The following is a 24,875-nucleotide window of genomic DNA, read 5'->3' as shown; positions in this document are numbered from 1 at the left end:
CCCTCACCACCACCGCCCGAACGCCCGCCACTTCTGGCACCGCCCTTGCCGCCCTGCCCCGGCCGGGTCGGGCCTTGCAGCGGGATTTCCACGTCGCCGGGCACCGGCTCCAGGTCCAGCGCCGCGCGGATATAGCCGCGCAGCGAGACCACCAGTTCCGCCGTTGCCACCGGGCGCCCCGAAGCCATGTCGCGGGCCGCCGCTGCGGCCATGGCGACCTGTTCGGCGGTGCCGAGCAGGATGATATCGGCCAGCGCCGCCTCGACCGCGTCGCGCATCTGGCGCGCGCGCTCCTGGTGCTGGCCCTCGGTCTCGATCCGCGCGGGATCGGCGCCTTCGGCCGTCAGCCGCTCGCGCAAAGCCCGCAGATGGGTCGGGTCCACCGTCAGCGTGCCGGTGAAAGAACCGCCCAGCACCTTGTAGGCGGCGATCAGCGTGCGCAGCCGCTCGTTGATCTGGCGGTTGATCCGCTGCTGGCGTTGCTGGATCGTCAGCATCATCAGGATGCGGATCCCGACGCCCAGCAGAGTCACCAGCACCAGCCCGCCCAAAGTGGTCAGCACGCCCTGCCAGGAGCTGAAATCCAGAAACCGCATCGGCCCTCTCCTTCATGCGGGGACGCCGGGGGTCCGGGGGCGAAGCCCCCGGCCTCCTGAACCGGCCCTATTCGCGGTGGAAGAAATTATAGACGGTTTCCGCCATCGCCTCGGAAATCCCCTCGACCGCCATCAGATCCGGCAGCGCCGCGCGGCTGACCGCCCGGGCCGAGCCGAAATGCTGCAAGAGCGCGCGTTTCCTGGCCGCGCCCACGCCCGGGATTTCGTCCAGAGGCGTCGCCCCCACCGTCTTCGCCCGTTTCGCCCGATGCGCGCCGTTCGCCCAGCGATGCGCCTCGTCGCGCAAACGCTGGATGAAATACAGCACCGGATCATTCCTTTGCAGCGCGAAGGGGCGCTGGCCGGGGCGGTGGAATTCCTCTTTGCCGTGGTCGCGGTCGATCCCCTTCGCCACGCCGATCACGGCGATATCCTCGACCCCCAGATCGCGCAGGATCTCCATCACCGCCGAGACCTGGCCAGCCCCGCCGTCGATCAGCAACAGATCCGGCCAGGTCTCGGACTGGCGCTCGGGGTCTTCGCGCATCAGCCGCTCGAACCGGCGCAGCATCACCTCGCGCATCATGCCGAAATCGTCGCCCGCGGCGCCGGCCTCGCCCTTGATGTTGAACTTGCGGTATTGCGATTTCAGGAAACCCTCGGGCCCGGCGACGATCATGCCGCCCACCGGATGCGCGCCCTGGATATGGGCGTTGTCGTAGACCTCGATCCGCTCGGGCGCGGTTTCCAGCCCGAAGGCCTCAGCCAGCCCGTCGAGCAGCCGGCGCTGCGTCGCACTTTCCGACATCCGCCGCGCAAGGCTCTCGCGGGCGTTCCGCGCCGCATTCTCGACCAATTCGGCCTTCTCGCCGCGCAAAGGCACCGCGAGTTCCACCTTATGCCCGGCGCGTTCCGACAGCGCCCGCGCGACCAGATCGGCATCCTCGGGCGGATGCGAGAGAAGAAGCAGCCGCGGCGGCTCCTTGTTGTCGTAGAACTGGGTGAGGAAGGCCTCGATGATCTCGGCCTCATCCGCGCCCGAGCCGGTGCGGGGATAGAAATCCTGGTTGCCCCAGCTTTGGTTGGCGCGGATGAAGAACACCTGCACGCAGGCCTGGCCGTGCTCCAGATGCAGCGCCACCACATCGGCCTCGGAGACACCGCGCGGGTTGATCCCCTGCGAGGTCTGCACCGCGGTCAGCGCCTGAATCCGGTCGCGCAGGGCCGCCGCGCGCTCAAATTCCAGCTCGTCCGAGGCTTTCTGCATCCCGGCGGCCAGTTCGCTCTGGATCGCCGAGGATTTCCCCGACAGGAACCGCTCGGCGTCGCGCACCAGCGCGTCATATTCCGCCTCGCCCACCTTGCCGACGCAGGGCGCCGCGCACCGCTTGATCTGATATTGCAGGCAGGGCCGGGTGCGGCTGGCGAACATGCTGTCCGAGCAGTTCCTGAGCAAAAACACCTTCTGCAACTGGTTCAGCGTGCGGTTCACCGCCCCCGCGCTGGCGAAGGGGCCGAAATAGCTGCCCTTCTCTTTCCGCGCGCCGCGGTGCTTCTTCAGTTGCGGGAAGTCATGCGCCTTGCCGATCAGGATATAGGGGAAGGACTTGTCGTCCCGCATCAGCACATTGTAGCGCGGCTTGAGCTGCTTGATGAGGTTCTGCTCCAGCAAGAGCGCCTCCACCTCGGTCCGGGTGGTCAGGAACATCATCGAGGCGGTTTCGGCGATCATCCGCTGGATGCGGATCGAATTGCCGGTCGGCCGGGCGTAGTTCGACACCCGCGCCTTCAGATTGCGCGCCTTGCCGACATAAAGCACCTCGGACTGCGCATTGAGCATGCGGTAAACCCCGGGGCTGCCGTCAAGCAGCTTCAGATAGTCCTGGATCACCTCATATCCGGTGCGGATCCTGCTGGTCATGACGAGAGGCCGGGCGGCTGGCTGAGAAGAGGGAAAAGACGGATCCGGCGCATCGCGATTCTGCCGCTCCGGCTGCAATGAACCACGGGCCGGGGCAAGAGGGAAGAAGTCCACCGTTTCTGTGGATAACCCTGCGGAGAAACTTTCGTGATCGCCGATTTTCCCTTGATTTCGGCTGACCTCGCCGGTTTGCCTGTTTTTTGTGCAGTTTCCCAAGCAGTTGATCTAAAAGGAAAGATTTTTATGCATTCGTCAAGGCGTTGAGAAATCAGGCCTTTTCGTAACACAACCGTGAAGCCCCGGCCCGAAGTGGACAACTTCCGCGCGTTCACTCTGTTCCCAGCACGTCGGGCGTCTTCCAGCCCAGGTGCTGCCCCCCGTCGGCGGCGATCATCTGGCCGGTGACCGATGGGCTGTCGAGGAAAAATCCAAGCGCCGCCAGGATGTCGCTCTCGTTCGCGCCGCGCTGCAAAATGGTGTTGGCGCGCTGGCGGGCGAAATGGTCCTCGCTCTGCCGCGCGCCGCGCAGGGTCGGGCCAGGGCCGATGGCATTGACCCGGATCTGCGGCGCCAGGCCCTGGGCCGCGGTGCGGGTCAGCGCCCAGAGCCCCATCTTGGCGATCGTATAGGTCGAGAACTCGGGCGTCAGCTTCCAGATCCGCTGGTCGAGCATGTTGACGATCAGCCCCGAGGCCATGATCTCGCCCGCCGCGTCGCGGAGCGCGGGCGGACATTGCCGGGCGAAGTTCTGCGTCAGCACATAGGGCGCGCGCAGGTTCGAGCCGATGTGGCGGTCCCAGCTTTCGCGGGTGGCGGTCTCGATCCGGTCGTATTCAAAGATCGAGGCATTGTTGACCAGCACGGTCAGCGGCCCGAGCGCGTCCTGCGCCCGCCCGATCAGCGCCTGGGTCTCGGCCTCTTCCAGCAGATCGGCCCGCAGCGCCACCGCGCGCCGCCCCAGGGCGGCGATTTCGGCCACCACGCCCTCGGCCCCCTCCTGCGATCCGGCGTAATGCACCGCCACGTCGTAGCCGCGCCCTGCCAGATACAAGGCCATGGCCCGGCCAAGCCGCTTTCCTGCGCCGGTCACCAGAGCCGCCGTCATGCCTTGCCCTTTCCGCAGGCACAGGGGCCGCGCCCGATCAGAGGCCGCCCGCAGGCCCTGCATGTCGCCTTGCGCCGCGCCTTGCCCGGAAACACCAGCTTGCCGATCATCGCGACCAGCGCCATGGCACAGAGAAACAGGATGATGATTTTCCAGAGCATCTAAAGCCCGTAACGCGCCCAGAGGGCACGCTCCTCCGCCAGCGCCAGCGCGGTATCGGCGAGGTTCAGCCCGAAGCGGCCCAGGAGACCGCGCCGGCGCTGGTAAGACACCAGCCGCACCTTCTCGCCGTAGAACTCTTTCAGCTTCGGTTTCAGATGCGCCACGCCATCCGCGAGGCCAAGCCGCACCGCGCCCTCGCCCACCCAGATATCGGCGTTGAACAGATCGGCGCCCTCCGCAAGCCGCGCGCCGCGCCGCGCCTTCACCCAGGCGATGAAATTCTCGTGCAGGGGCGCCAGCAAAGCATGGATGCGCTCCACATCCCCGGGGGTTTCCGGGCGGAACGGATCAGCGAAGCTCTTCGAGCGCCCGGCGGTATGAACGCGCCGCTCGACCCCGTGACGCGCGATCAGATCGCTCAGCCCGAAACCCGAATAGATCACCCCGATCGAGCCGAGGATGGAACTCGGGTCCACCCAGATCTCATCGGCGGCGCAGGCCAGCCAGTAGCCGCCCGAGGCGGCGACATCCTCGACGAAGGCATGGACCGGGATCTTCTTCTCGTCGGCCAGCCGCCGGATCCGCGCGGCGATCAGACTGGATTGCGCGGCCGAGCCGCCGGGCGAATTGATCACCAGCGCCACCGCCGCGGGCCTGCCGCGCACGAAAGCCTGCTCTATCACCCGGGCGAGCCCGGCATCGTTCAGCGCCCGCCCGCCCGCGCCGATCTGGCCCTGGAGCCGGATCACCGCGACCGTGGCCGGTTTGGGGATGAAAGGGATGAACCGCATCATGCGCCAGAGCTAAGCCTTTGCCCCCGCCACGGCAAGAGCGCGGTTGCTTCGCCTCTGGCTGGTGCCAAAAGAGGGGGCCCTGCCCCCGTCGCGTTCCGCGACTCCCCCGGGATATTTAAGGACAGAAAATGAACCTGGACCGGCTCTGTCATTTTCTGTCTCTTAAATATCCCCGCCGGAGGCTTCCGCCGGGCGCAGCAAACGACCGGACCGGCAGGGGCGAGGGATTTTCATCCTGCCTTGAATATCCCCGCCGAAGGCCGCCTGAGACGCAGGGGCGCGGGGCTTGCGCGCGGCCCGCGCGCGCGGCAGGGTTGGCGCATGATCGACAAGCTCCAGATGTTCATCGCTTTGGCCAAAGAACGCCATTTCGGCCGCGCCGCGGAATCCTGCGGGGTGACGCAGCCCTCGCTTTCCTCGGCGATCCGCCAGCTTGAAGAGCAACTCGGCGTGCAGCTCGTCCATCGCGGCTCGCGCTTCCAGGGGCTGACGCCCGAGGGCACAAGGGTGCTGGAGCGCGCGCTGAAGATCGTCGGCGACGTGCGCGCTTTGCGCGACGAGATGCGGGTGGCGCGTTCGGGGCTGTCGGGCCATCTGCGGATGGGGGTCATCCCCACAGCGCTCCCGATGGTGGCGGAACTGACCCGGCCCTTCCTCGCCCGCCATCCGAATGTCACGCTGTCGATCCTGTCGCGCACCTCGGCCGAGATCCTGAACGGGATCGAAAGCCTCGATCTCGACGCCGGGATCACCTATCTCGACAACGAGCCCCTGGGCCGGGTCGCCCAGACCCCGCTTTATACCGAATTCTACCGTTTCATCTGCACGCCGGATTCGCCCTGGTCCAGTTGCGAGAGCATCACCTGGGCCGAGGCCGCGACCGAGCCGCTGTGCCTTCTGACCTCGGACATGCAGAACCGCCGGATCGTCGATCAGAACCTTGCCGATGCGGGCGCGCTGACCTCGGCCAATGTGGAATCCAATTCCACCATCGTGCTGGTCAGCCATGTGCTGGGCGGGGGCTGGTGCTCGATCGTCTCGAAACGGCTGGCCGATATCTTCGCCATCGGCGGGCGCCTGGCCTCGGTGCCGCTGATCGGCCCCGAGGTGGAACATATTGTCGGGCTGATCTCGGCCCGGCGCGATCCGCAGACCCCGGTGATCGCCGCGCTGATGGAGGAAGCGCAGCGCTATCGGATCCGCGGGGCCTGATTTCGGGGGCTTGATAGAAAACTCCTATCAAACAACGGTCATTTTGTATTGATCTGCCTATCGCAGCGCCTATCTTTGGAGAACGCTAGCAAAAGGCCCGCCATGCTTGATTCCGTCGATATCGCCACTCGTGTCGAAGAGATCCTCGCACGCCACAAGGACTCCGAGGGCGCGCTGCTCCCGATCCTGCACGACGTGCAGGAAAGCTTCGGCTATGTCCCGGAACAGGCGCTGCCGCAGATCGCGCAACATCAGAACATCTCGAAGGCCGAGGCTTACGGGGTGATGACCTTCTACCACGATTTCCGCTCGAAGCCTGCCGGGCAGCATGTGCTGAAACTGTGCCGGGCGGAAAGCTGTCAGTCGATGGGCGCCGACCGGGTGGCGAAACACGCGCGTGAGAAACTGGGCCTCGACTGGCACGAGACCACGCCCGACGGCAAGATCACGCTGGAGCCGATCTTCTGCCTCGGCCTGTGCGCCTGCGGGCCCTCGGCCATGGTGGACGGCAAGGTCGTCGGCCGGGTCGACGAGGCGAAACTGGATGCGATTCTGGGGGGGCTGCGCTGATGAGGATCTGGATTCCCCGCGACGCCGCCGCGAAAGCCCTGGGCGCTGACGAAGTTGTCAAAGCGGTTGAGGCCGAGGCCGCCCGGCGCGGCATCGATGTCACCATCACGAGGAACGGCAGCCGCGGCATGATCTGGCTGGAGCCGCTGGTCGAGGTGGAAACCGGTCAGGGCCGCGCGGCTTTCGGGCCGATGACGCCGGAAGACGTGGCGCAGATCTTCGACGGCGGGCCGCTGTCCCTGGGCCTGACCGAGGAACTGCCCTGGCTGAAGGCGCAGACCCGGCTGACCTTCCAGCGCTGCGGCATCGTCGATCCGCTCAGCCTGGACGATTATCGCGCCCATGGCGGCCTGAAGGGGCTTGAGCGCGCGCTGTCGATGACCGGCGCCGAAGTGGTGCAGGAAGTGCTGAACTCGGGCCTGCGCGGCCGCGGTGGCGCGGGCTTCCCCACCGGGATCAAGTGGAAAACCGTCCATGACGCGCCCGGGCCGCTGAAATACATCGTCGCCAATGCCGACGAGGGCGATTCGGGCACCTTCGCCGACCGGATGATCATGGAGGGCGACCCCTTCACCCTGATCGAGGGCATGGCCATCGCCGGAATCGCGGTCGGCGCGACCAAAGGCTATATCTATTCGCGCTCGGAATATCCCGACGCCAACGAGGTGATGGCCGCGGCCATCGCCGTCGCACGGGTCGAGGGGGTTCTGGGCCAGAACATCCTCGGCTCGGGCAAGGCGTTCGAGCTGGAACTGCGCGTCGGCGCCGGGGCCTATGTCTGCGGCGAGGAAACCGCGCTGCTGAACAGCCTGGAAGGCAAACGCGGCACGGTGCGCGCCAAGCCGCCGCTGCCCGCGCTGCAAGGCTTCATGGGCCGGCCGACCGTGGTGAACAACGTGATCTCGCTGGCCACCGTGCCGGTGATCCTGGAGCGCGGCGCGGAACATTACGCCGGCTTCGGCATCGGCCGCTCGAAGGGCACGATTCCGTTGCAGATCGCCGGGAACGTCAAGCGCGGCGGGCTTTACGAGATCGCCTTCGGCCTGACGCTCGACCGGATCGTCAACGAGATCGGCGGCGGCACGGCCTCGGGCCGCCCGGTCAAGGCGGTGCAGGTCGGGGGCCCGCTCGGCGCCTGGATGCCGGTGAGCCAGTTCGACACGCCCTTCGGTTATGAGGAATATGCCGGGCAGAACGCGCTGATCGGCCATGCCGGTCTGACGGTCGCCGACGACACCGTGGACATGATGGCCATGGCGCGTTTCGCCATGGAATTCTGCGCCATCGAAAGCTGCGGCAAATGCACCCCCTGCCGGATCGGCGCCGTGCGCGGCGTCGAGACGCTGGACCGCATCGCCCAGGGCGATTCCTCGGCGATCCCGCTCTTGACCGACCTGTGCGAGACGATGAAATCCGGCTCGCTCTGCGCGCTCGGCGGTTTCACCCCCTATCCGGTGATGTCGGCGCTGACCCATTTCCCCGACGACTTCACCTCGCAAGCGCGGGAGGCCGCGGAATGAACCACCCGCAAAATTCTTCAAAGAATTTTGCCCGGATTTTTGAAAAAATCCGGGTTCAGCCCCGCTCCGCCGCAGTGACAGCCATTCCCAGCCGGGAGACCGCCAGATGAAAGACTTCATTATCCCCGACGACCGCGACATGGGCACGCCCGCGTCGAAGTCGAAGACCCTGATCACCCTGACCATCGACGGGTTCGAGGTCACCGTGCCCGAGGGCACCTCGATCATGCGCGCCGCGGCCGAGATCGGCATCACCGTGCCGAAGCTCTGTGCCAGCGACAATCTGGAAGCCTTCGGCTCCTGCCGTCTCTGTCTCGTCGAGATCGAGGGCCGGAACGGCACTCCGGCATCCTGCACCACGCCGGTCGCGCCCGGGATCAGCGTTAAGACCCAGACCAGCAAGCTCAAGCAGCTGCGCAACGGGGTGATGGAGCTTTACATTTCGGACCACCCGCTGGACTGCCTGACCTGCGCGGCGAACGGCGATTGCGAACTTCAGGACATGGCCGGCGCCGTGGGTCTGCGCGACGTGCGCTATGAGGCGCCCGAGGGCGGTGTGCTGGCGAACCATTTCAGCGCCAAGAACACCTCCGGCGCGGCCAATGCCGAATGGCTGCCGAAGGACAATTCCAACCCCTATTTCTCGTATGACCCGTCGAAGTGCATCGTCTGCAACCGCTGCGTGCGCGCCTGCGAGGAAGTCCAGGGCACTTTCGCGCTGACGATCGAGGGCCGGGGCTGGGATTCGCGGGTTCACGCCGGGGTGCGTGAGGACAACTTCCTGGCGTCGGACTGCGTGTCCTGCGGCGCCTGCGTCCAGGCCTGCCCGACCGCGACGCTGATCGAGAAATCGGTGTTCGACATCGGCACGCCCGAGCGCAGCGTGATCACCACCTGCGCCTATTGCGGCGTCGGCTGCCAGTTCAAGGCCGAGATGCGCGGCGACGAGCTGGTGCGGATGGTGCCCTACAAACACGGCAAGGCGAACCGCGGCCATTCCTGCGTCAAGGGCCGCTTCGCCTATGGCTACGCCAGCCACAAGGACCGGATCCTGAACCCGATGATCCGCGATTCGATCAACGATCCGTGGAAAGAGGTGTCCTGGACCGAGGCGATGGACTTCGCCGCAGGCCGGATGAAGGCGATCCAGGAAAAATACGGCCGTCAGTCGGTCGGTGTGATCACCTCGTCGCGCTGCACCAACGAAGAGACCTACCTGGTTCAGAAGCTGACCCGCGCGGTGTTCCGCAACAACAACACCGACACCTGCGCCCGGGTCTGCCATTCGCCCACCGGCTACGGGCTCGGCCAGACCTACGGCACCTCGGCCGGGACGCAGGATTTCGACTCGGTCGAACATTGCGACGTGGCGCTGGTGATCGGCGCGAACCCGCATTCCGGCCATCCGGTCTTCGCCTCGCGGCTGAAAAAGCGGCTGCGCCAGGGCGCGAAGCTGATCCTGATCGACCCGCGCCGCACCGAGATGTATGAAGGTGCGCATTACCGGGCCGCCCATCACCTGGCGCTGAAACCCGGCACCAACGTGGCCATCGTCACCGCGCTGGCGCATGTGATCGTGACCGAAAAGCTCTACAACGAAGAGTTCATCCGCACCCGCTGCGACTGGGACGAATTCCAGGATTACATGGAATTCGTCGCCGACGAGCGTCACAGCCCCGAGGCGATCGAGGCCCTCACCGGCGTTCCGGCCACCGAAGTGCGCGCGGCGGCCCGGCTTTACGCGACCGGCGGCAATGCGGCGATCTACTATGGCCTCGGCGTGACCGAGCACAGCCAGGGCTCGACCACGGTGATCGGCATCGCCAACCTCGCCATGCTGACCGGCAACATCGGCCGGCCTGGCGTCGGCGTGAACCCGCTGCGCGGGCAGAACAACGTCCAGGGCTCCTGCGACATGGGCTCGTTCCCGCATGAACTGCCGGGCTATCGCCACGTCAAGAACCCCGAGGTCCGCGCGATCTATGAAAACCTCTGGGACGTGCAGATCGACCCGGAACCCGGTCTGCGCATCCCCAACATGCTGGATGCCGCGGTCGAGGGCACGTTCAAGGGCCTCTACTGCCAGGGCGAAGACATCCTGCAATCCGACCCCGACACCCATCACGTCGCGGCCGGCCTTGCGGCGATGGAATGCGTGATCGTGCACGACCTGTTCCTGAACGAGACCGCGAATTACGCCCATGTGTTCTTCCCCGGCTCGTCCTTCCTGGAGAAAGACGGCACCTTCACCAACGCCGAGCGCCGCATCAACATGGTGCGCAAGGTCATGGCGCCGAAACAGGGCTATGCCGACTGGGAAGTGACCCAGATGTTCGCCAACAGGATGCTGGAAGATCAGGGCCGCGCGCCCTGGACCTACACCCATCCCAGCCAGATCATGGACGAGATCGCGATGACCACCCCCAGCTTCGCCGGGGTGAGCTTCGAGAAGATCGAGACCATGGGCTCGGTTCAGTGGCCCTGCAACGAGAAGGCGCCGGAAGGCACGCCGCTGGTCCATGTCGACGGCTTCGTGCGCGGCAAGGGCAAGTTCATCCGCACCGAATATGTGGCGACGGATGAGAAGACCGGGCCGAAGTTCCCGCTGCTGCTGACCACCGGCCGGATCCTGTCGCAATACAACGTGGGCGCCCAGACCCGGCGCACCGCCAACGTGGCCTGGCATCCCGAAGACGTGCTGGAGATCCACCCGCACGACGCCGAGAACCGCGGCATCCGCCAGGGCGACTGGGTGCGGCTGGCCAGCCGTGCCGGGGCGACCACCCTGCGGGCCGATATCACCGACAAGGTCTCGCCCGGCGTGGTCTACACCACCTTCCACCACCCGGACACCCAGGCCAATGTCATCACCACCGACTTCTCGGACTGGGCCACCAACTGCCCGGAATACAAGGTGACGGCGGTGCAGATCAGCCCCTCCAACGGGCCGTCGGAATGGCAGGAGGAATATGCCGCCCAGGCCACCCTGTCGCGCCGTATCCTGCCCGCCGCCGAGTAAGCGGGGGATCTCGCGATGACCGAGGGCGCAAGGCCCATACCGCGCCTCTTCTTCGGGGCGCGGTATGAAATCGAAACCGGGGAGCGCGTATTGCCCGAAGAGCGGGCGGTCGCGCTGTCGTTCAACGGCACCACCCAGGCGGTGATGATGGCGACGCCCGCGGATCTGGAAGATTTCGCTTACGGTTTCGCGCTGACCGAAGGCATCGCCACGCCCGCCGAGATCGAAGAGATCGCGGTGGTGCGGGGCGAGCGCGGGGTCGACGTGCAGACCTGGCTGGCCGATACGGCCGAGGCCCGGCTGAAGGACCGCCGCCGCACCATGGCCGGTCCGGTGGGCTGTGGCCTTTGCGGCATCGATTCCATCGACCAGGCCTTGCGCGAACTGCCGCCGGTGCCGCCGTCTGCGTTCCGCATGACGCCGGCCCAGGTCAAAGAGGCCATCGCCGCGCTGCCCGCGCATCAGCCGCTTCACGACCTGACCCGCGCCGCGCATTGCGCCGGGTTCTGGACCCCGGCGGGCCTCTTCGCCGCGCGCGAGGATGTGGGGCGCCACAATGCGCTCGACAAACTGGCGGGCCATCTGGTGCGCCATCCCCACCCCGAGGGCGCGGTGGTGCTGACCAGCCGTGTCTCGATCGACATGGTGCAGAAGGTCGCGGCCATCGGCGCCCCGGTCCTGATCGCGGTTTCCGCCCCCACCGCCGATGCCGTCGCCCTTGCCGAAAGGCTGGGCATCACCCTGATCGCGCTCGCCCGTCCCGAACGGTTCGAGCTTTTCACCCATTCAGACCGCCTGGTCACCGAGGAAAGCCATGTCCGCTGAAAAGATCGTCCGTATGGCGAACCAGATTTCCATGTTCATGGAAACCAAGCCCAAAGCCGAGGGCATCGAGGGTATCTCCAGCCATATCAACGACTTCTGGGAACCCCGGATGCGCCGCCAGTTCTTTGAACTGCTGGATTCCGGCGCGGCTGGCTTCCGCCCTCTGGTGGTAGAGGCGGCTGAGAAGATCCGCCGCCCCACCGCCGCCGCCTGACAGCGCCGCAGCGTATCACCCCCGGGGAGCACCTCCGGGGGGATGTTTCGCGGCGCCAATGTTGCGCAATACAGAGCTGCGCCTGAATACCGGACCGCGCTTTCCGGCTTGCGCCCGCCAGAGGCGGGAAGGGCCGCCGGTCACCGGACCCGGCACATCTCACAAACGCCGGTCGGTCAGCGGCAGGGTCAGCCGCCCGACTGGCGGACATGACGCCAGCGACCCGGGTCGCTGGCCCGCGCCAGTTTCAGATAGGTGAAAAGGCCGGTGAACAGGCCGAGCGCGGCCAGGATCATCGCCGTGGCGATCTGGCCGGTCTCTTCGACCCCGGCCGAAATCGCCAGATAGCCGAAGGCCCAGAAGCCCGACCAGCTGACGACGCAGACAATCGCGATCAGTTTCTTCATCATTCCCTCCCGGCCCCGCAGAAGTCGCGGCACCGTTCCCGGGCGGGATATTAGCGCGGGATTCACCCGTGTCGCGGCAAATCGTCGCGGTCGGCGAAGATTCACAGCCAGGCGACGGCGAGGACGTAGCCCGCGCAAACCCCGATGCGCCCGGCGATCTGCCCGCCTTGCGCGGAAGGTTCGCGCGAACGCGCGGTGAGATGCCCGCCCCGGATCGTCACCGCCAGCGCCTCGGGGCCGAGAATGCGGCGGGTCAGCGGATATTGCGCCTTGTAGACCGCTTCCTTGGCGCAAAAGAGCCACAGGCCCGGATCGCCCGCATCCTCCATCCGGTCGTCCTCGTTCTGGATCAGCGCGGTCAGTTCCGGCCCCAATGCCCGCAAAGGCTCCAGATCCAGCCCGATCCCGCGCCTTTCGTGCGACACGGCGGCAAGGCAGACGCCGCCCGCATGGGTGATCGACCCCGCCACGCCCCGGGGCCAGACGGGCGCGCGGTCTTCCCCTTTCGGGATCGCCACCGCCGCGCCGAGCGCCAGCCGCGCCGCATGCCGCCCGGCCGAGAACTCCGCCGCGCGTTTGGGCACCATGCCGGTCACATCCTCGCCCGGCAGCAGCGGATACGCCCGCGCGGGGTCGGCCCAGGCGACCGCGCAGCCCGGCAGCCAGCCGCCCGCCAGCGCCGCGAGGGCCGCGCCCGCCTCAGGCATCCACGCCGCGCCGCGCCAGCCGCATCGCCCGGCGGCGCGACATGGCATCGTCCAGCCCCTCGCCCCCCGGCGCCGGGCGGAACACCTGCGGCGCAGAAGGCGTAAGCACCGCCGCCGCCTGCGGTCCGGCGATATGGGCGGTCAGCGTCTCCAGCACCGGGAAGCGGAAGATGTCGGTGATCGAGATCTTCGCCTGCGGCAGCTTCTCGCGGATCTCGCGATGCGCCTGAACCGCCAGCAGCGAATGGCCGCCGAGCGCGAAGAAATTGTCCTTCGCGCCAACCCGTGGCACGCCCAGCACCCGGGCCCAGATCTGCGCGATCTCTTGCCCGATGCCGGTATCGGGCGCGGCGAAGACCGCCTCCGCCACCGGCTGCGCATTGGGCGCGGGCAGGGCCTTGCGGTCCACCTTGCGGTTCGGCGTCAGCGCGAACCGCTCCAGCCGGAGGTAATGCGCGGGCAGCATATGGGCGGGCAGTTCCGCCGCCAAAGCCGCACGCAGGGCGGATTCCTCTGCCGTGCCGGTGGTATAGGCCACCAGCCGCGGATCGCCGGGGCTGTCCTCGCGCACCATGACCACGGCCTGGGTGACACCGGGCTGTTCCTCCAGCACCGCCTCGATCTCGCCCGGCTCGATCCGGTAGCCGCGCAGCTTGACCTGCTGGTCGGCCCGGCCGATGTAATCCAGCCGCCCGTCGGCGCGCAGCCGCACCAGATCGCCGCTGCGATACATCCGGCCACCGTGGAACGGATTCGGAACGAACCGCTCGTCGGTCAGATCGGACCGCTTCCAGTAGCCCCGGGTGACCCCCTCGCCGCCGATCCACAACTCGCCGGGCGTTCCGGGCGCCACCGGCGCGCCGCCCTCATCCAGCACATAGAGGAACTGGTTCGCCAGCGGCCTGCCGATGTTGACCACCGGATCGGCCACCGTCACCTCCTCGGCCGAGGACCAGATCGTCGTCTCGGTCGGGCCATACATGTTCAGAAGCCGCCCGACGCCCGCGCGGTTCAGATCGGCGGCCAAAGCGCCCGGCAGCGCCTCGCCGCCGACCAGCATCGTGTCCAGCCGCGACAGCGCCCGGCGGCTGTCCTCGTTCATCAGGATCATCCGCGCCAGCGAGGGCGTGCATTGCAGATGGGTGACGCCATGGCGCCGGATCTGCGCCGCGATCGAGAAATCATCCTCGGCCAGCCCGCCGCTGTTCGCAAGCCGCACCACCTCGGCCAGCGGCTTCAGCCCCTCCAGCACCAGTTCGGGCGCGATGCCGTAGTCCACAAGGCAGGCCACCTCGCCCACACCGATGGCCTTGAGCTGCTCCACCCGCGAGAGCGCATCCTCCACCGTGCCGAACAGGCCCGAATCCTCGAAATAACGCTGGAAGGCGAAATCGAGGATCGCGGCGCTTTCCTCCTCCGACAAAGCGGTCAGGTCGATGTCCATCGGATGCGCCACGCCCGCCGGTTTCTTGAACGCCGGGAAGGCCCAGGCATATTGCTTCACCAGCCCGGCGGCCGAGGCGAGATAGGCTTTCATCGGCCCCTCGGCCAGGCGGCGCGCCTCGTCGCGCGTGGCCGCGAGGAAGGTGTGCAGCATCAGCGTCACGGTGAAATCCGCGGGGTCATGCCCGGCCTCGCGCAGGGCGGCATGGTAGAGACGGATCTTCCCCGCCACCTCTTCGACCGACTGGCCCAGAAGATGCGTCAGCACATTGGCGCCCACAAGGCCCGCCTCGCGCCAGGTTTCGGGGTTTCCGGCGGTCGTCACCCAGACCGGCAGTTCGGCGGAAACCGGGCGGGGCTGGGTGCGCACGGTGAACGTCGACCCGTCGCCCTTCGGGAAATCGACCCCCTCGCCGCGCCAGAGCGCGCGGACCTGGGTGATCGCATCGAACATCGCCGCCTTGTTGTTCGGCGGCGCGTTCTCCGGGCGCAGCACGAAATCGTCGGGATGCCAGCCGCTGGCGAAGCCAAGGCCCGCGCGGCCGTTCGTAAGATTGTCGATCACCGCCCAGTCCTCGGCGATCCGGGCCGGGTGGTGCAGGGGTGCCACGACCGAGCCCGCCCGCACGTCGATGTTTTTTGTCACCGCCGCCACCGCCGCGCCGGTCACGCCGGGGTTCGGATAGGGGCCGCCGAAAGCGTGGAAATGCCGCTCGGGCGTCCAGACCGCGCGGAAGCCGTTCTGATCGGCAAAGCGCGCGCCCTCCAGCAGCAGGTGGTATTTCCGCGGGCCGGGGCCATCGTCGTTGCCCCAGTAATAGATCGAGAAATCCATCTTCTGCTCGGACGTGATCCGCCCGGCCGAGACCAGAGCCCGGTTCTCATCCGACGAGATCACCAGCCGGAAGCCGCGCGAAAGCGTCCAGAACAGTTCCAGCACCGAGATGTCGAAGGACAGCGATGTCACCGCAAGCCAGGTGCCGGGCGTGGTCCCGAGGCGCTCGTCCATCCCGGCGAAGAAGTTCGCCACGTTGCGGTGCTCGACCATCACCCCCTTGGGCCGCCCGGTCGAGCCCGAGGTATAGATCATATAAGCCAGATCCCCGGGGCCGGCGCCGCTGTCGGGGTTGGTCTGCGGGGCCGCGGCAAGGCGCGGGTCGGCGTCCAGCGCCAGCTTCGCCACCCCTTCGGGCAGCGCGGGGATCAGGTCGCTTTGCGTCACGATCACCGGCGCGGCGCTGTCTTCGGCGAACAGCGCGAGGCGTTCCGCCGGATAGGCCGGGTCCATCGGAACGTAAGCCGCGCCCGCCTTGAGGATCGCAAGCGCGCCCACCACCAGATCGGGGCCGCGCCGTGTCGCCAGCCCGACCGGCATCCCCGGTCCCACCCCCATCCCGCGCAGCACATGGGCGGCACGGTTGGCGCGGGCATTGAGATCCGCGTAACTCAGCACCTCGCGCTCATAGACCAGCGCGGGGGCGTCGGGGGTGCGCGCGACCTGGGCCTCGAAAGCGGTATGGATCAGGGCGGTCCGGTCATGCTCGCGCGCGGTGTCGTTCACGCGATTCAGCACGAAATCGCGCTCGGCCGGGGTCAGGGCGGGCAGTTCGGCCAGCCTCGCATACCCCGCCGTCTCGATCCGTGCCGCCAGCCAGTCGATCCGGGTCGCCAGCGCCTGCGCGGTCTCGGGCGGGATGCGGCTCGCGTCGAAATGCAGCGCGCCGGGGGCAAGCGTCAGCGCGCTGCCCTGCACCGGGCCCGCGCCGGAAAGCGCCAGCGCCGGCACCGCGAGCGCAGCGAGCGCCCGGTCGCGGCTCATCAGATCCAGCGGCCAGCCGGTCCCGGGCGCGGCCAGGCTCGCGCCAAGCGTCTCACGCGCCGCCGCAACCGTCGCGCCGGGCTCCACCCGCACCGGCTCCCATGCCGAGAGATAGCCGGGCAGGCCCGGCACCGCCCGGGCAAGATCGCCACCATCCGCCCCGAAAGCACGAAGCGCAGCCAAAGCCAGCACCGGCAGATCGGTCAGCGCAAGGCCGAGCTTCCACCATTCCGCCGCCTCGCCGGTCTGCGCCGTCGGCAGCGCCAGCGGTTGCGGATCGGCAAGCAGCCGGTGCAGCCGAGGCTCTGCCCTTGCGGCCGCCGCCGAGGCCAGGGTCAGCCGCGCGGCTTCCTCCGCGCTCAGGAGCGGCAACGCCGCTGCGGCGACGGTCGAGGGGCAGACCACACCGCCCTTTTCCTGGCAGGTCAGACGGCTCAGCCGCACCGCGCCATCGAGGCAGGCCACCACCAGCCCCTCGGGCGAGGCCGCCAGCACCGCCCCCGGCGCCCCCGCGCCCTCGGCGCGCGCCGCGCTGCCCACGTTCAAAACCCGCGTTCCGGTGTCGATCTTCGCGGTGGCCACCGGGTTGGCATAGCGCCCGTGATCCAGCGCGCGCACCAGCCGCAACACCTCTGCCACCGGGCGGGCGAAGTCGATCCGGCCCATGGCGGGCGGGCGCTCGGATCGCAGATGCAGCCGCCCCTCGCCCGTCTGAGCGCGCGGCTGCGGGCCGGATTCCAGTTGCGCCACCACTTCGGGGAAGCTCTCCAGCCCGGCCTCGAAACAGCGGGTGTTCAGCGTCAGCGCGGTCTCATCCGGGGCGATGTCGAACCTGCGTTCCACCAGGATCCGGCCGCGATCGAGACCGCCCTCGATCAGGTGCCAGGTCACACCATGGCGCGGCTCTCCGGCCAGGATCGCCCAGACCGGCGCGTTCAGCCCGGCATGTTCCGGCAGCGGCCCGTCGTGGAAATTCACCGCGCCGCGCACGGCCTTCGCCAGCACCGCCACGGGCAGCACCGCCAGATTGGCGACCGACAAGAGCCAGTCCGCCCCCGGCAGCCGTTCCGCCAGATCCGGCCCGTAATCCGCGACCGGCAGGCCCTCGGCGGCGGCCCAGGCCCGCACCGGCGCGGCCTCGCTGACCACCACCGCGATGCGATGCCCGCGCGACAGCCAGAAGGCGCCGCACTGGCTGGTCAGCGTCTCGTTCCCGATGAGAATGGCGGAAAGGCTCATGATCGCCCCTTTCGGCTGGCTGCGGGAATCATCCGAAACCCGCGGCGGATATGATGGTTCAGCATGTCCCGCAGATAGCGCGGCGGATCGCCTCTGTCCTTGCGCTGGATCATCAGCCGCGCCCGCCACAAAGCGCCCGCCAGCACAGCGGCGGCGGTGGCGGCCAGGGCGTAACCGCGCCCGTGATTCTTGGCAAAATAATGCAGCCGCGAATCAAGCCAGAAGCCGGGGATCCGGCTCCAGGTCTTCATCCCCGTCGAGACCGAGCCGATATGCGCGACCCGGCTTGCGGGCAGGTAATCGGTGGGCCAGCCGGCCAGCGCGGCACGGCGGCAGAGGTCGGTTTCCTCGAAATACAAAAAGAACCGCTCGTCGAACAGGCCGATCCGGTCCAGCACATCCATCCGCATCATCAGGCTGGCGCCGGCCAGCCAGTCCACCCTTGTGGTCTCTACCGGGACCGGCAGCGGCACCACGCTGCCCGCCAGCCAGCGCGAGACGAGGCCAAGCCGCAGATGCGCCTCGAACTCGCCCGCGACCGAGGGAAAGCGAAAGGCGGTCTGATGCGGCGCGCCGTCCTCGCCGTGGATATGGCTGCCGGCAAAGCCGGTCTGCGGGTGGCGCTCCAGATGATCCAGCAGGATGCGGATCGCGTCCCGGGCCGGGAAGGCGTCGGAGTTCAGCACATAGACGTAATCCGGCCGCTCGCCGCCGGGCAGTCCGGCCCGGATGCCGAAATTGTTCCCCGCCCCGAAACCGCCGTTATGCCCCGATTGCAGCACCCGCACCGGATGCGCGCCCTTGTCCCAGCCACGGGCGGCGACTTCGGCACTCAGACGTTCATACGACCCGTCGCCGGAATCGTTGTCCACGATGGTCAGCGCCCCCCCGATCCCGTCGAGCGCCGCCAGCGCAGCCTCGGCCGCGCGGAGCGTCATCTCCGGCGTGCGCCAGTTCAGGATCACGCTCAGAAGCCGCGCCATCGCCTCACTCCGCCGCCGCCGCGAAGGCCGGGGTCTCGTCCGTCGCGATCAGCGCCTTCAGCCGCGCCGCCAGCACCCGGACGTTCGGCTCCAGCACCATGGAATCGTGATCGCCCGGCACTTCGATCACCTGCAACGCCGGCGCGAAGCGGGTCAGATCGTTGTCGGCAAAGACATATTCCCGCGCTGCGGACACATAACGCCCGCCCGACACCTTCCAGCGCAGATCGAGCGGCGGGCGGAACAGCACCGTCGCGCCTGCGCGCGGCTCCATCCGGTAGCCCGGCAGCGCCGCGCGGAAGGCGGCCTCGATCGCCGAGTTGTGAAAGCCGGTTTCCGCGGTCTCCGGCCTGGCGTGGCGCCCGCGCCTCTCCCATTCCCAGCGGTTCCTCGCCCATTCGGCCAGATAGCCCGGCCCGCGCGCGCGCAGCTCAGCCAGCTTGATCAGCACCTTGTCGCGGCGCGAAAGCGCGGGCCGCATCGGCAAGGGCGTGTCCAGCAGCACCAGCAGCGCCACCTCATCCCCCGCCGCCTCCAGCTGCCGCGCCATCTCCCAGGCGATCAGCCCGCCGCCCGAGAAGCCGCCCAAAAGATACGGCCCCCGCGGCTGCACCTGGCGCAGCTCGGCGATGTAATCGCGCGCGGCCCCGGGGAAATTGTCATGTGGTCTGTCCTCGCCGTAAAGTCCGCGGGCCTGGAGGCCGTAGAACGGCCGGTCGTGTCCTGCCAGTTGCGCCAGATGCCGCAGGTTCAGCACATTGCCGAACATCCCGGCCACCAGGAAGAACGGCGTCCCGGCGCCCCCTTCGCCCTGGTGCATCGGCACCAGATGGGTAAAGCGGCGGGCGGGTTTCGCGGGCGCCTGCGCCGCGCTGTCCTCGCCGATCCCCGCCGCCTCGCGGATCATCGCGGCGCAGGCGGCAACGGTCGGCGCCTCGAACAGGACCGAGATCGGGAAATCCACCGCCCAGGTTTTCCTGACCATGGCAAACAGCCGCACCGCGATCAGACTGTGGCCGCCGAGGTCGAAGAAACTGTCCTCGACGCCGACCTGACCCACCCCGAGCAGCTCCTGCCAGAAGCCCGCGAGGCTGCGCTCGATGTCGTCGCGAGGGGCTATGTAATCATTCTCCAACTCGGGCCGCTCGAAGGCCTGGCTCCCGGCCCGCATCTGCGGCGCGCCCGCCTGGCGGATCAGCGCCGGCAGGTCGAGCGAGGAGACCACGATCTGCGACAGCCCCGCGTTCAGCGCGCGCCCGAAAGCCTCGGCCCCCTCGGCGGGGCGGATGCCCTGGCGGAAGGCGGCGACCAGCCGCTCCTCGGCGGGCGAGAGCTCTGCCTGAGCCGCCTCGCTCTCCAGCCCGCGCGGATCGGGCGGCGGGAAGGTCAGCGCCCCGTCGAGCCGCCGGATGGTGAAGCCGCTGATCTCCGCCACCACCCGGCCCCCGGGCGTGGCCAGCGTGATGTCGAACACCGCCGTCGGCTTGTCCAGGCTGTTCGGCGCGGCGCTCCTGACATGGCTGACCAGATCGGCCGGCACCGGCCCGTAAACCCTGGCGCTGCCGTAGCTCACCGGCACCCAGAGCCGGTCCGGCCGGTAGCCCTGGATCAGCTCCATCGCCCAGCCGGTCGCCAGATCCATCAGCGCGGGATGCGCCAGCCAGCCCTCGCCCGGCTCGGCGCGGAACGCCGCGGGCAGCGTGAGCCGCGCGAGCCCCTCGCCCTCGCCGAACGCGCGCGATTGCAGCACCCGCCAGCGCGCGCCGAAGGAGAGGAATCTCTCCTGAGGACTGGCGAGCCCCTGGCCGGTTTCGGGCGCGCGCAGCCGCGCCGCGATCCTGCCGGGGTCGATCCCCGGCGGGATCGCGTCCTGCGGCAAGAGGCGCGCGCTGGCATGGGTCTGCCAGCCGGTCCGCCCGGCCACCGTCACCTGCGACTGCACCTCGAATCCATAGCCCTCGCCCGTGCGGCTCAGCCGCACCCGAACCGCGCGGCGCTCTCCTTCGGCCAGATCCAGCGCGCGGAAGAAGGTCAGATCGCGCAGCTCGAACCCGCCCGCCTCGCCCTGTTCCGCCCAGGCCTCGGCGGCAAGTTCCAGATAGCCGGTGCCCGGCAGCAGAGCCTGGCCCTCTGCCGTGCGATGGCCGTCGAACAGCCAGTCCCGGGTGGAAAACTCGCCGTAAAACACCCGGTTGCCGCGCGCGTCGAACCCGGCCTCCGTCAGCATCGGCCGGGCGACCGGCAGACGCGGCGCCTCGGGCCGGCCCAGCCGGTCGGCGAGGTTTTCGGCCGCCATGCCGACGCCCTGCCAGATCCCCCAGTTCAGCGCCACCACCCGCGTCGCGCCCCCGGCGCGCGCCTTCGCATAAGCGTTGAGATATTCGTTCGCGGCCACGTAATCGACCTGCCCCGCCGGGCCGGTCAGCGCCGAGGTCGAGGAAAACAGCACCATCAGCGCGATGGACCCGTCCGGGAACAGCCGGTCCAGCACCTCGGTCCCGTGCAGCTTCGGCGCGAAAACCTCTTCCACCTCGGCCGCTGGTTTCACCATCAGGGGCCCGTCGGCGACCACGCCCGCGGCATGGATCACCGCATGAACCGGCCCGAAGCGGCGCATCCCCTCGTCGCGCGCGGCCTGCATCTCGAACAGATTGGCCACATCGGCGCGCGCAACATGGACCTCGCCGCCCAGAGCCTCCAGCCGCGCCAGCGCCATAAGGCGGCGCGAGACCGGATCGTCGGGCGCATGGCCCGCCAGCCAGGCCGCGCGGGCCGCACCCTCGGGCAGCGCGCCGCGGGCGATCAGGGTGATCTTCACCCGATGGCGGCGGATCAGATCCTCGGCAAGCGTCAGCCCGATGCCGCCGAAGCCGCCGGTGATCAGCACATGCGCGCCCTCGGGCAGGTCCAGCCGCTCCTCGGGCAGCGGTGCGGGCTTCACCCCCTGCTCATAGCGCCGCTCGCCGCGCAGCGCGGCAACGGCAGAACCATCGGCCAGCGCCTCTTCCAGCACGAAACCCGCAAGCCGCGCCGGGTCGCGCAGTTCCAGATCCAGCGCCGACACTTCCACGCCGGAAAACTCGCGCGGCGCCACCCGCACCGGGCCCATGACCATCGCCTTCCCCGGCCAGGTCAAAGTCTCGGCCCTGACCTGCGCCGCGCCATTCGTCAGCACGGTGATCTTCAGATCGCGGGCGAGGTTTTCCCCGGCCAGCGCCTGCAACAGGAACAGCACCGACCAGAACCCCTGTTCCAGGTTGCGATGCCCGAAACTCGAGCCAGGGCGGAAGCTCTCGTCTTTCGTCACCAGCCAGCCGTGCAGGATGCGCGAGGGCACCAGCCCCCGCCCCGCCAGATCGCGGATCAAGAGGTCATAACCCTCGCGCCCCCGCTCGGGCGCCAGCGTATAGCGCTCCTCGCCCATGCGCGCGAAAGTATCGCCCGGCAGCACCCGGATCACCCGATGGCCCACCGCCGCCAGCCGTTCCGCCGCAGCCCCGCAAAGCCCTGCCGCATCCGCGAAGATCAGCCAGGTCTCCGGCGGGCTTTCCGCCAGATCCTCGATGTCGAAACCGGCGGGGGCGGGTTTCCAATGCGGCTTCCAGCCCCAGGCGGTGAGATCGTCGCTCCGCTCGGGCTCATCCGGCGCGGCAACCGCGGTGCGGCCCGGCTCGATGAACCAGGGCTTGCGCTGGAAGGCGTAGCCCGGCAGCGGCACGCGGTTGCGCGTCCGCCCGCCCCAGATCTGCGACCAGTCCGCCGCCACGCCGCAGGCCCAGAGCCGGGCGATGCTGGCGACATGCCAGGCATCGTCGCCCACCTCCTGCCCGGGGTGGCGCAGAGCGGGAACGACACAGCCCGCAGCCACGCCGTTGGCCTGCGCCAGCGAGGACAGCGCCCGGCCCGGCCCCATCTCGACGTAAACCCGGCCCGGCACCTCGGTCAGCGTCGTAAGGCAGTCGCGGAAATACACCGTGCCCCGCAGATGCGCGACCCAATAGTCGGGGCTTGTCGCCTCGGAATCGGTAAGCACCCGGCCCGAGCGGTTCGACACAATCGGGATGCGCGGCGGGTTCAGAGAAATCCCGCGCAGATAGTCGCCGAAAGCCGCGAGGATCGGCTCCAGCATCCGCGAATGGGCGGCGATGTCGATGGCGATCCGTTGCGTCTCGATCTCATCCGCCGCCAGCCGCGCCGCCAGCGCGTCCAGCGCCGCATCCGGCCCCGAGACCACGCAGAGCCCCGGCGCGTTGACCGAGGCCATGTCGAGATCCCCGGCCCAATACCGCGCCAGATCGGACTCCGGCAGCGGCACCGACAGCATCCCGCCCGCGGGCACGGTGTCGAACAGCCGCCCGCGCAGATGGACAAGGCCGATGCAATCCTCGAACGACATCACCCCGGCCAAAGCGGCGGCGGTGTTCTCGCCCATCGAATGGCCGACGAGGATTTCCGGCGTCACGCCCCAGGCCTCGTATAGCTTCGCCAGCGCATATTCCACGATCATGATCAGCGGCAATTGCACCGAGGGGCGTTTCAGCGCGGCCTCTGCCGCCGCCTCCTCGCCCTTCGCGGGCAGCCAGAGCGCGCGCAGATCGTAGTCGAGCCTCGGTTGCAGCACGGCAAGGCCGCGGTCGATCCAGTCGGCGAACACCGGCTCGGTCTCGTAAAGATCGCGCGCCATGCCGGCATATTGCGCCCCGCCGCCGGGGAACATGAAGACGACACCGGGCGCCTCGCTGAGATGGTCGTGGCTGAACACGAGGCGCGGATTGGCGCCTTCCAGCAGGTCGGCGGTCTCGGCATGCGAGCGTGCCACCAGCACCCGGCGCATCCCGAACGCCCGGCGGCCTTCCTTCAGCGTGAAAGCCACATCGGCCAGCGGCTGCTCCGGGTGGGCGCGCAGATGCGCCGCCAGCCGCGCGGCCTGGGCGTCGAGCGCCGCTTTGCTGCGCGCGGAAATCACGATGGGCTGGAACGGCCAGTCGCTGTCCTCGGCGGCCGCGCGGGCGGGGGCTTCCTCCAGCACCGCATGGGCATTGGTGCCGCCGACGCCCAGCGAATTGACCCCGGCGCGCAGGACCGGCGCCTGCCACGGCGTCAGCCGGTCGTTCACGAGGAACGGCGAGCTTTCAAAGTCGATGGCGGGGTTCGGCGCCTCATAGCCGAGGCTCGGCGGCAGTTCGCGGTGATGCAGCGACAAAGCCACCTTGATCAGCCCCGCCACCCCGGCGGCGGTGTCGAGATGGCCGATGTTGGTCTTGACCGAGCCGATCCGGCAATGGCCCTTGGCATCCGCGCTCTCGCGGAAGGCCTGGGTCAGCGCCGCCACCTCGATCGGATCGCCCAGATAGGTGCCGGTGCCGTGGCATTCGACATAGCTCACCGTGTCGGATGTGATCCCCGCCAGCGCCTGCGCCTCGGCGATACAGGCGGCCTGGCCATCGACCGAGGGCGCCAGATAGCCCGCCTTCGCCGCGCCATCGTTGTTGATCGCGCTGGCCTTGATAATCGCCCAGATATGGTCGCCGTCGCGCAGGGCATCCGTGGCGCGGCGCAGCACCACGCAGCCCGCGCCCGAGCCGAACACCGTGCCCTGCGCCCGGTGGTCGAAAGCGTGGCAATGGCCATCGGGCGACAGGATCTCGCCCTCCTGGTGAAGATAGCCGCGGCGGTGCGGCAGTTCGATGGTCACGCCGCCCGCCAGCGCCATGTCGCATTCGCCCGTAAGCAGCGCCTGCGCCGCGTAATGCACCGCGACGAGGCTGGTGGAGCAGGCGGTCTGGACGTTGACCGAAGGCCCGCGCAGATCGAGGATATGGCTGACCCGGGTGGCGAGGAAATCCTTGTCGTTGCCGGTGTGGCGCAAGAGGAACATGCCGGTCTGTTCGACCAGATCGCGGTTCGAGCAGAGGTTGAAGTAAAAGTAAGACCCCATGCCGCAGCCGGCCCAGACCCCGATCGCGCCGGGGAAGCCCTCGGGCGGGTGGCCGGCGTTTTCCAGCGCCTCCCAGGCGACCTCCAGGAACTGGCGGTGCTGCGGATCGAGGATCGCCGCCTCTTTCGGCGAGAAACCGAAGAAATCCGCATCGAACGTCTCGAACCCGTCGAGCGGCGCGGCGGCGGGCACGTAATTCGGGCGGCGCAGGGTCTGCGGGCTCTCGCCAGCCGCCAGCAGCTCGGCCTCGGTCAGGACGCGGATCGATTCGACCCCGGCTTTCAGGTTCTGCCAATAGGCGCCGATATCCGCCGCCCCCGGCAGATGCGCCGCCATGCCGACAATGGCGATGTCGGTGGCAGTCAGGCCGGAAGGGTCGTGCGTCTGATCACTCATCATAT

General features: G+C 68.5%; 16 protein-coding genes. 6 read left to right on the top strand and 10 right to left on the bottom strand.

Annotated elements, in window-relative coordinates; all coding sequences use genetic code 11:
- The 5 genes from XINFAN_RS09965 to XINFAN_RS09950 all read right to left on the bottom strand — a co-directional run.
- On the bottom strand, positions 1–596 hold a 596-nt coding region (locus tag XINFAN_RS09965), incomplete at its 3' end, for a hypothetical protein (protein ID WP_124086397.1).
- A 67-nt stretch (positions 597–663) separates the two neighbouring features.
- On the bottom strand, positions 664–2,517 hold the full coding sequence (gene uvrC, locus XINFAN_RS09960) for an excinuclease ABC subunit UvrC (RefSeq protein ID WP_124086395.1): 1,854 nt from the start codon (positions 2,515–2,517) through the stop codon (positions 664–666).
- A 328-nt stretch (positions 2,518–2,845) separates the two neighbouring features.
- Entirely contained in the window at positions 2,846–3,622 is a 777-nt protein-coding gene (locus XINFAN_RS09955) for an SDR family oxidoreductase (protein WP_124086393.1), read from the bottom strand.
- Positions 3,619–3,783, bottom strand: a complete 165-nt coding sequence (locus XINFAN_RS21955; RefSeq protein ID WP_199286397.1) for a hypothetical protein — start codon at positions 3,781–3,783, stop codon at positions 3,619–3,621. The genes XINFAN_RS09955 and XINFAN_RS21955 overlap by 4 nt, the downstream gene beginning before the upstream one ends.
- The gene (locus XINFAN_RS09950; RefSeq protein WP_124086391.1) at positions 3,784–4,578 is read right to left on the bottom strand and encodes a S49 family peptidase; all 795 of its coding nucleotides are present in this window, start codon (positions 4,576–4,578) and stop codon (positions 3,784–3,786) included. It lies immediately after the preceding gene.
- Between the two features lie 321 nt (positions 4,579–4,899).
- Between XINFAN_RS09950 and XINFAN_RS09945 the strand changes: the two genes are divergently transcribed.
- From XINFAN_RS09945 to XINFAN_RS09920, 6 genes are all read left to right on the top strand, one after another.
- Positions 4,900–5,790 carry a LysR family transcriptional regulator gene (locus XINFAN_RS09945; protein WP_124086390.1) on the top strand — a complete coding sequence of 297 codons (891 nt, stop codon included), beginning with the start codon at positions 4,900–4,902 and terminating at the stop codon, positions 5,788–5,790.
- Between the two features lie 102 nt (positions 5,791–5,892).
- A complete protein-coding gene (locus XINFAN_RS09940) occupies positions 5,893–6,360 on the top strand; it encodes a formate dehydrogenase subunit gamma (RefSeq protein WP_124086388.1) in 468 nt (155 codons plus the stop codon).
- On the top strand, positions 6,360–7,880 hold the full coding sequence (locus XINFAN_RS09935; RefSeq protein ID WP_124086386.1) for a formate dehydrogenase beta subunit: 1,521 nt from the start codon (positions 6,360–6,362) through the stop codon (positions 7,878–7,880). The genes XINFAN_RS09940 and XINFAN_RS09935 overlap by 1 nt, the downstream gene beginning before the upstream one ends.
- Positions 7,881–7,986: 106 nt before the next feature.
- The gene (fdhF, locus tag XINFAN_RS09930) at positions 7,987–10,899 is read left to right on the top strand and encodes a formate dehydrogenase subunit alpha (RefSeq protein WP_124086384.1); all 2,913 of its coding nucleotides are present in this window, start codon (positions 7,987–7,989) and stop codon (positions 10,897–10,899) included.
- Between the two features lie 15 nt (positions 10,900–10,914).
- A complete protein-coding gene (gene fdhD, locus XINFAN_RS09925) occupies positions 10,915–11,724 on the top strand; it encodes a formate dehydrogenase accessory sulfurtransferase FdhD (RefSeq protein ID WP_124086382.1) in 810 nt (269 codons plus the stop codon).
- On the top strand, positions 11,714–11,938 hold the full coding sequence (locus XINFAN_RS09920; RefSeq protein WP_124086380.1) for a formate dehydrogenase subunit delta: 225 nt from the start codon (positions 11,714–11,716) through the stop codon (positions 11,936–11,938). Before fdhD ends, XINFAN_RS09920 begins: the two co-directional genes overlap by 11 nt.
- A gap of 188 nt (positions 11,939–12,126) precedes the next feature.
- Here the strand turns inward: XINFAN_RS09920 and XINFAN_RS09915 are convergent, their stop codons facing one another.
- From XINFAN_RS09915 to XINFAN_RS09895, 5 genes are all read right to left on the bottom strand, one after another.
- On the bottom strand, positions 12,127–12,345 hold the full coding sequence (locus XINFAN_RS09915; protein WP_124086378.1) for a hypothetical protein: 219 nt from the start codon (positions 12,343–12,345) through the stop codon (positions 12,127–12,129).
- A 101-nt stretch (positions 12,346–12,446) separates the two neighbouring features.
- On the bottom strand, positions 12,447–13,052 hold the full coding sequence (locus XINFAN_RS09910; protein WP_124086376.1) for a 4'-phosphopantetheinyl transferase family protein: 606 nt from the start codon (positions 13,050–13,052) through the stop codon (positions 12,447–12,449).
- Positions 13,045–17,553, bottom strand: coding sequence for a MupA/Atu3671 family FMN-dependent luciferase-like monooxygenase (locus XINFAN_RS09905; RefSeq protein ID WP_199286396.1), 4,509 nt, complete (start codon positions 17,551–17,553; stop codon positions 13,045–13,047). Before XINFAN_RS09905 ends, XINFAN_RS09910 begins: the two co-directional genes overlap by 8 nt.
- Positions 17,550–18,536 carry a glycosyltransferase gene (locus tag XINFAN_RS09900; RefSeq protein ID WP_124086374.1) on the bottom strand — a complete coding sequence of 329 codons (987 nt, stop codon included), beginning with the start codon at positions 18,534–18,536 and terminating at the stop codon, positions 17,550–17,552. The genes XINFAN_RS09905 and XINFAN_RS09900 overlap by 4 nt, the downstream gene beginning before the upstream one ends.
- Before the next feature lie 4 nt (positions 18,537–18,540).
- Positions 18,541–24,870 carry a type I polyketide synthase gene (locus tag XINFAN_RS09895; protein WP_199286395.1) on the bottom strand — a complete coding sequence of 2,110 codons (6,330 nt, stop codon included), beginning with the start codon at positions 24,868–24,870 and terminating at the stop codon, positions 18,541–18,543.
- Positions 24,871–24,875 lie beyond the last annotated feature (5 nt).

The sequence above is a fragment of the Pseudogemmobacter humi genome, assembly GCF_900609055.1.
Lineage (GTDB): Bacteria > Pseudomonadota > Alphaproteobacteria > Rhodobacterales > Rhodobacteraceae > Pseudogemmobacter > Pseudogemmobacter humi.
Note: the sequence above shows the minus strand (reverse complement) of the source record. Positions and strands in the feature narration are given on the sequence as shown.

Excerpts from the sequence above, each read along its gene's own strand:
- XINFAN_RS09950 (WP_124086391.1), bottom strand. The coding sequence starts at position 4,578 with ATGATGCGGTTCATCCCTTTCATCCCCAAACCGGCCACGGTCGCGGTG.
- XINFAN_RS09905 (WP_199286396.1), bottom strand. The coding sequence starts at position 17,553 with ATGAGCCTTTCCGCCATTCTCATCGGGAACGAGACGCTGACCAGCCAG.
- XINFAN_RS09900 (WP_124086374.1), bottom strand. The coding sequence starts at position 18,536 with ATGGCGCGGCTTCTGAGCGTGATCCTGAACTGGCGCACGCCGGAGATG.
- XINFAN_RS09920 (WP_124086380.1), top strand. The coding sequence starts at position 11,714 with ATGTCCGCTGAAAAGATCGTCCGTATGGCGAACCAGATTTCCATGTTC.
- uvrC (WP_124086395.1), bottom strand. The coding sequence starts at position 2,517 with ATGACCAGCAGGATCCGCACCGGATATGAGGTGATCCAGGACTATCTG.
- XINFAN_RS21955 (WP_199286397.1), bottom strand. The coding sequence starts at position 3,783 with ATGCTCTGGAAAATCATCATCCTGTTTCTCTGTGCCATGGCGCTGGTC.
- XINFAN_RS09935 (WP_124086386.1), top strand. The coding sequence starts at position 6,360 with ATGAGGATCTGGATTCCCCGCGACGCCGCCGCGAAAGCCCTGGGCGCT.
- XINFAN_RS09910 (WP_124086376.1), bottom strand. The coding sequence starts at position 13,052 with ATGCCTGAGGCGGGCGCGGCCCTCGCGGCGCTGGCGGGCGGCTGGCTG.
- XINFAN_RS09955 (WP_124086393.1), bottom strand. The coding sequence starts at position 3,622 with ATGACGGCGGCTCTGGTGACCGGCGCAGGAAAGCGGCTTGGCCGGGCC.
- fdhD (WP_124086382.1), top strand. The coding sequence starts at position 10,915 with ATGACCGAGGGCGCAAGGCCCATACCGCGCCTCTTCTTCGGGGCGCGG.
- XINFAN_RS09915 (WP_124086378.1), bottom strand. The coding sequence starts at position 12,345 with ATGAAGAAACTGATCGCGATTGTCTGCGTCGTCAGCTGGTCGGGCTTC.
- XINFAN_RS09895 (WP_199286395.1), bottom strand. The coding sequence starts at position 24,870 with ATGAGTGATCAGACGCACGACCCTTCCGGCCTGACTGCCACCGACATC.
- XINFAN_RS09940 (WP_124086388.1), top strand. The coding sequence starts at position 5,893 with ATGCTTGATTCCGTCGATATCGCCACTCGTGTCGAAGAGATCCTCGCA.
- fdhF (WP_124086384.1), top strand. The coding sequence starts at position 7,987 with ATGAAAGACTTCATTATCCCCGACGACCGCGACATGGGCACGCCCGCG.
- XINFAN_RS09945 (WP_124086390.1), top strand. The coding sequence starts at position 4,900 with ATGATCGACAAGCTCCAGATGTTCATCGCTTTGGCCAAAGAACGCCAT.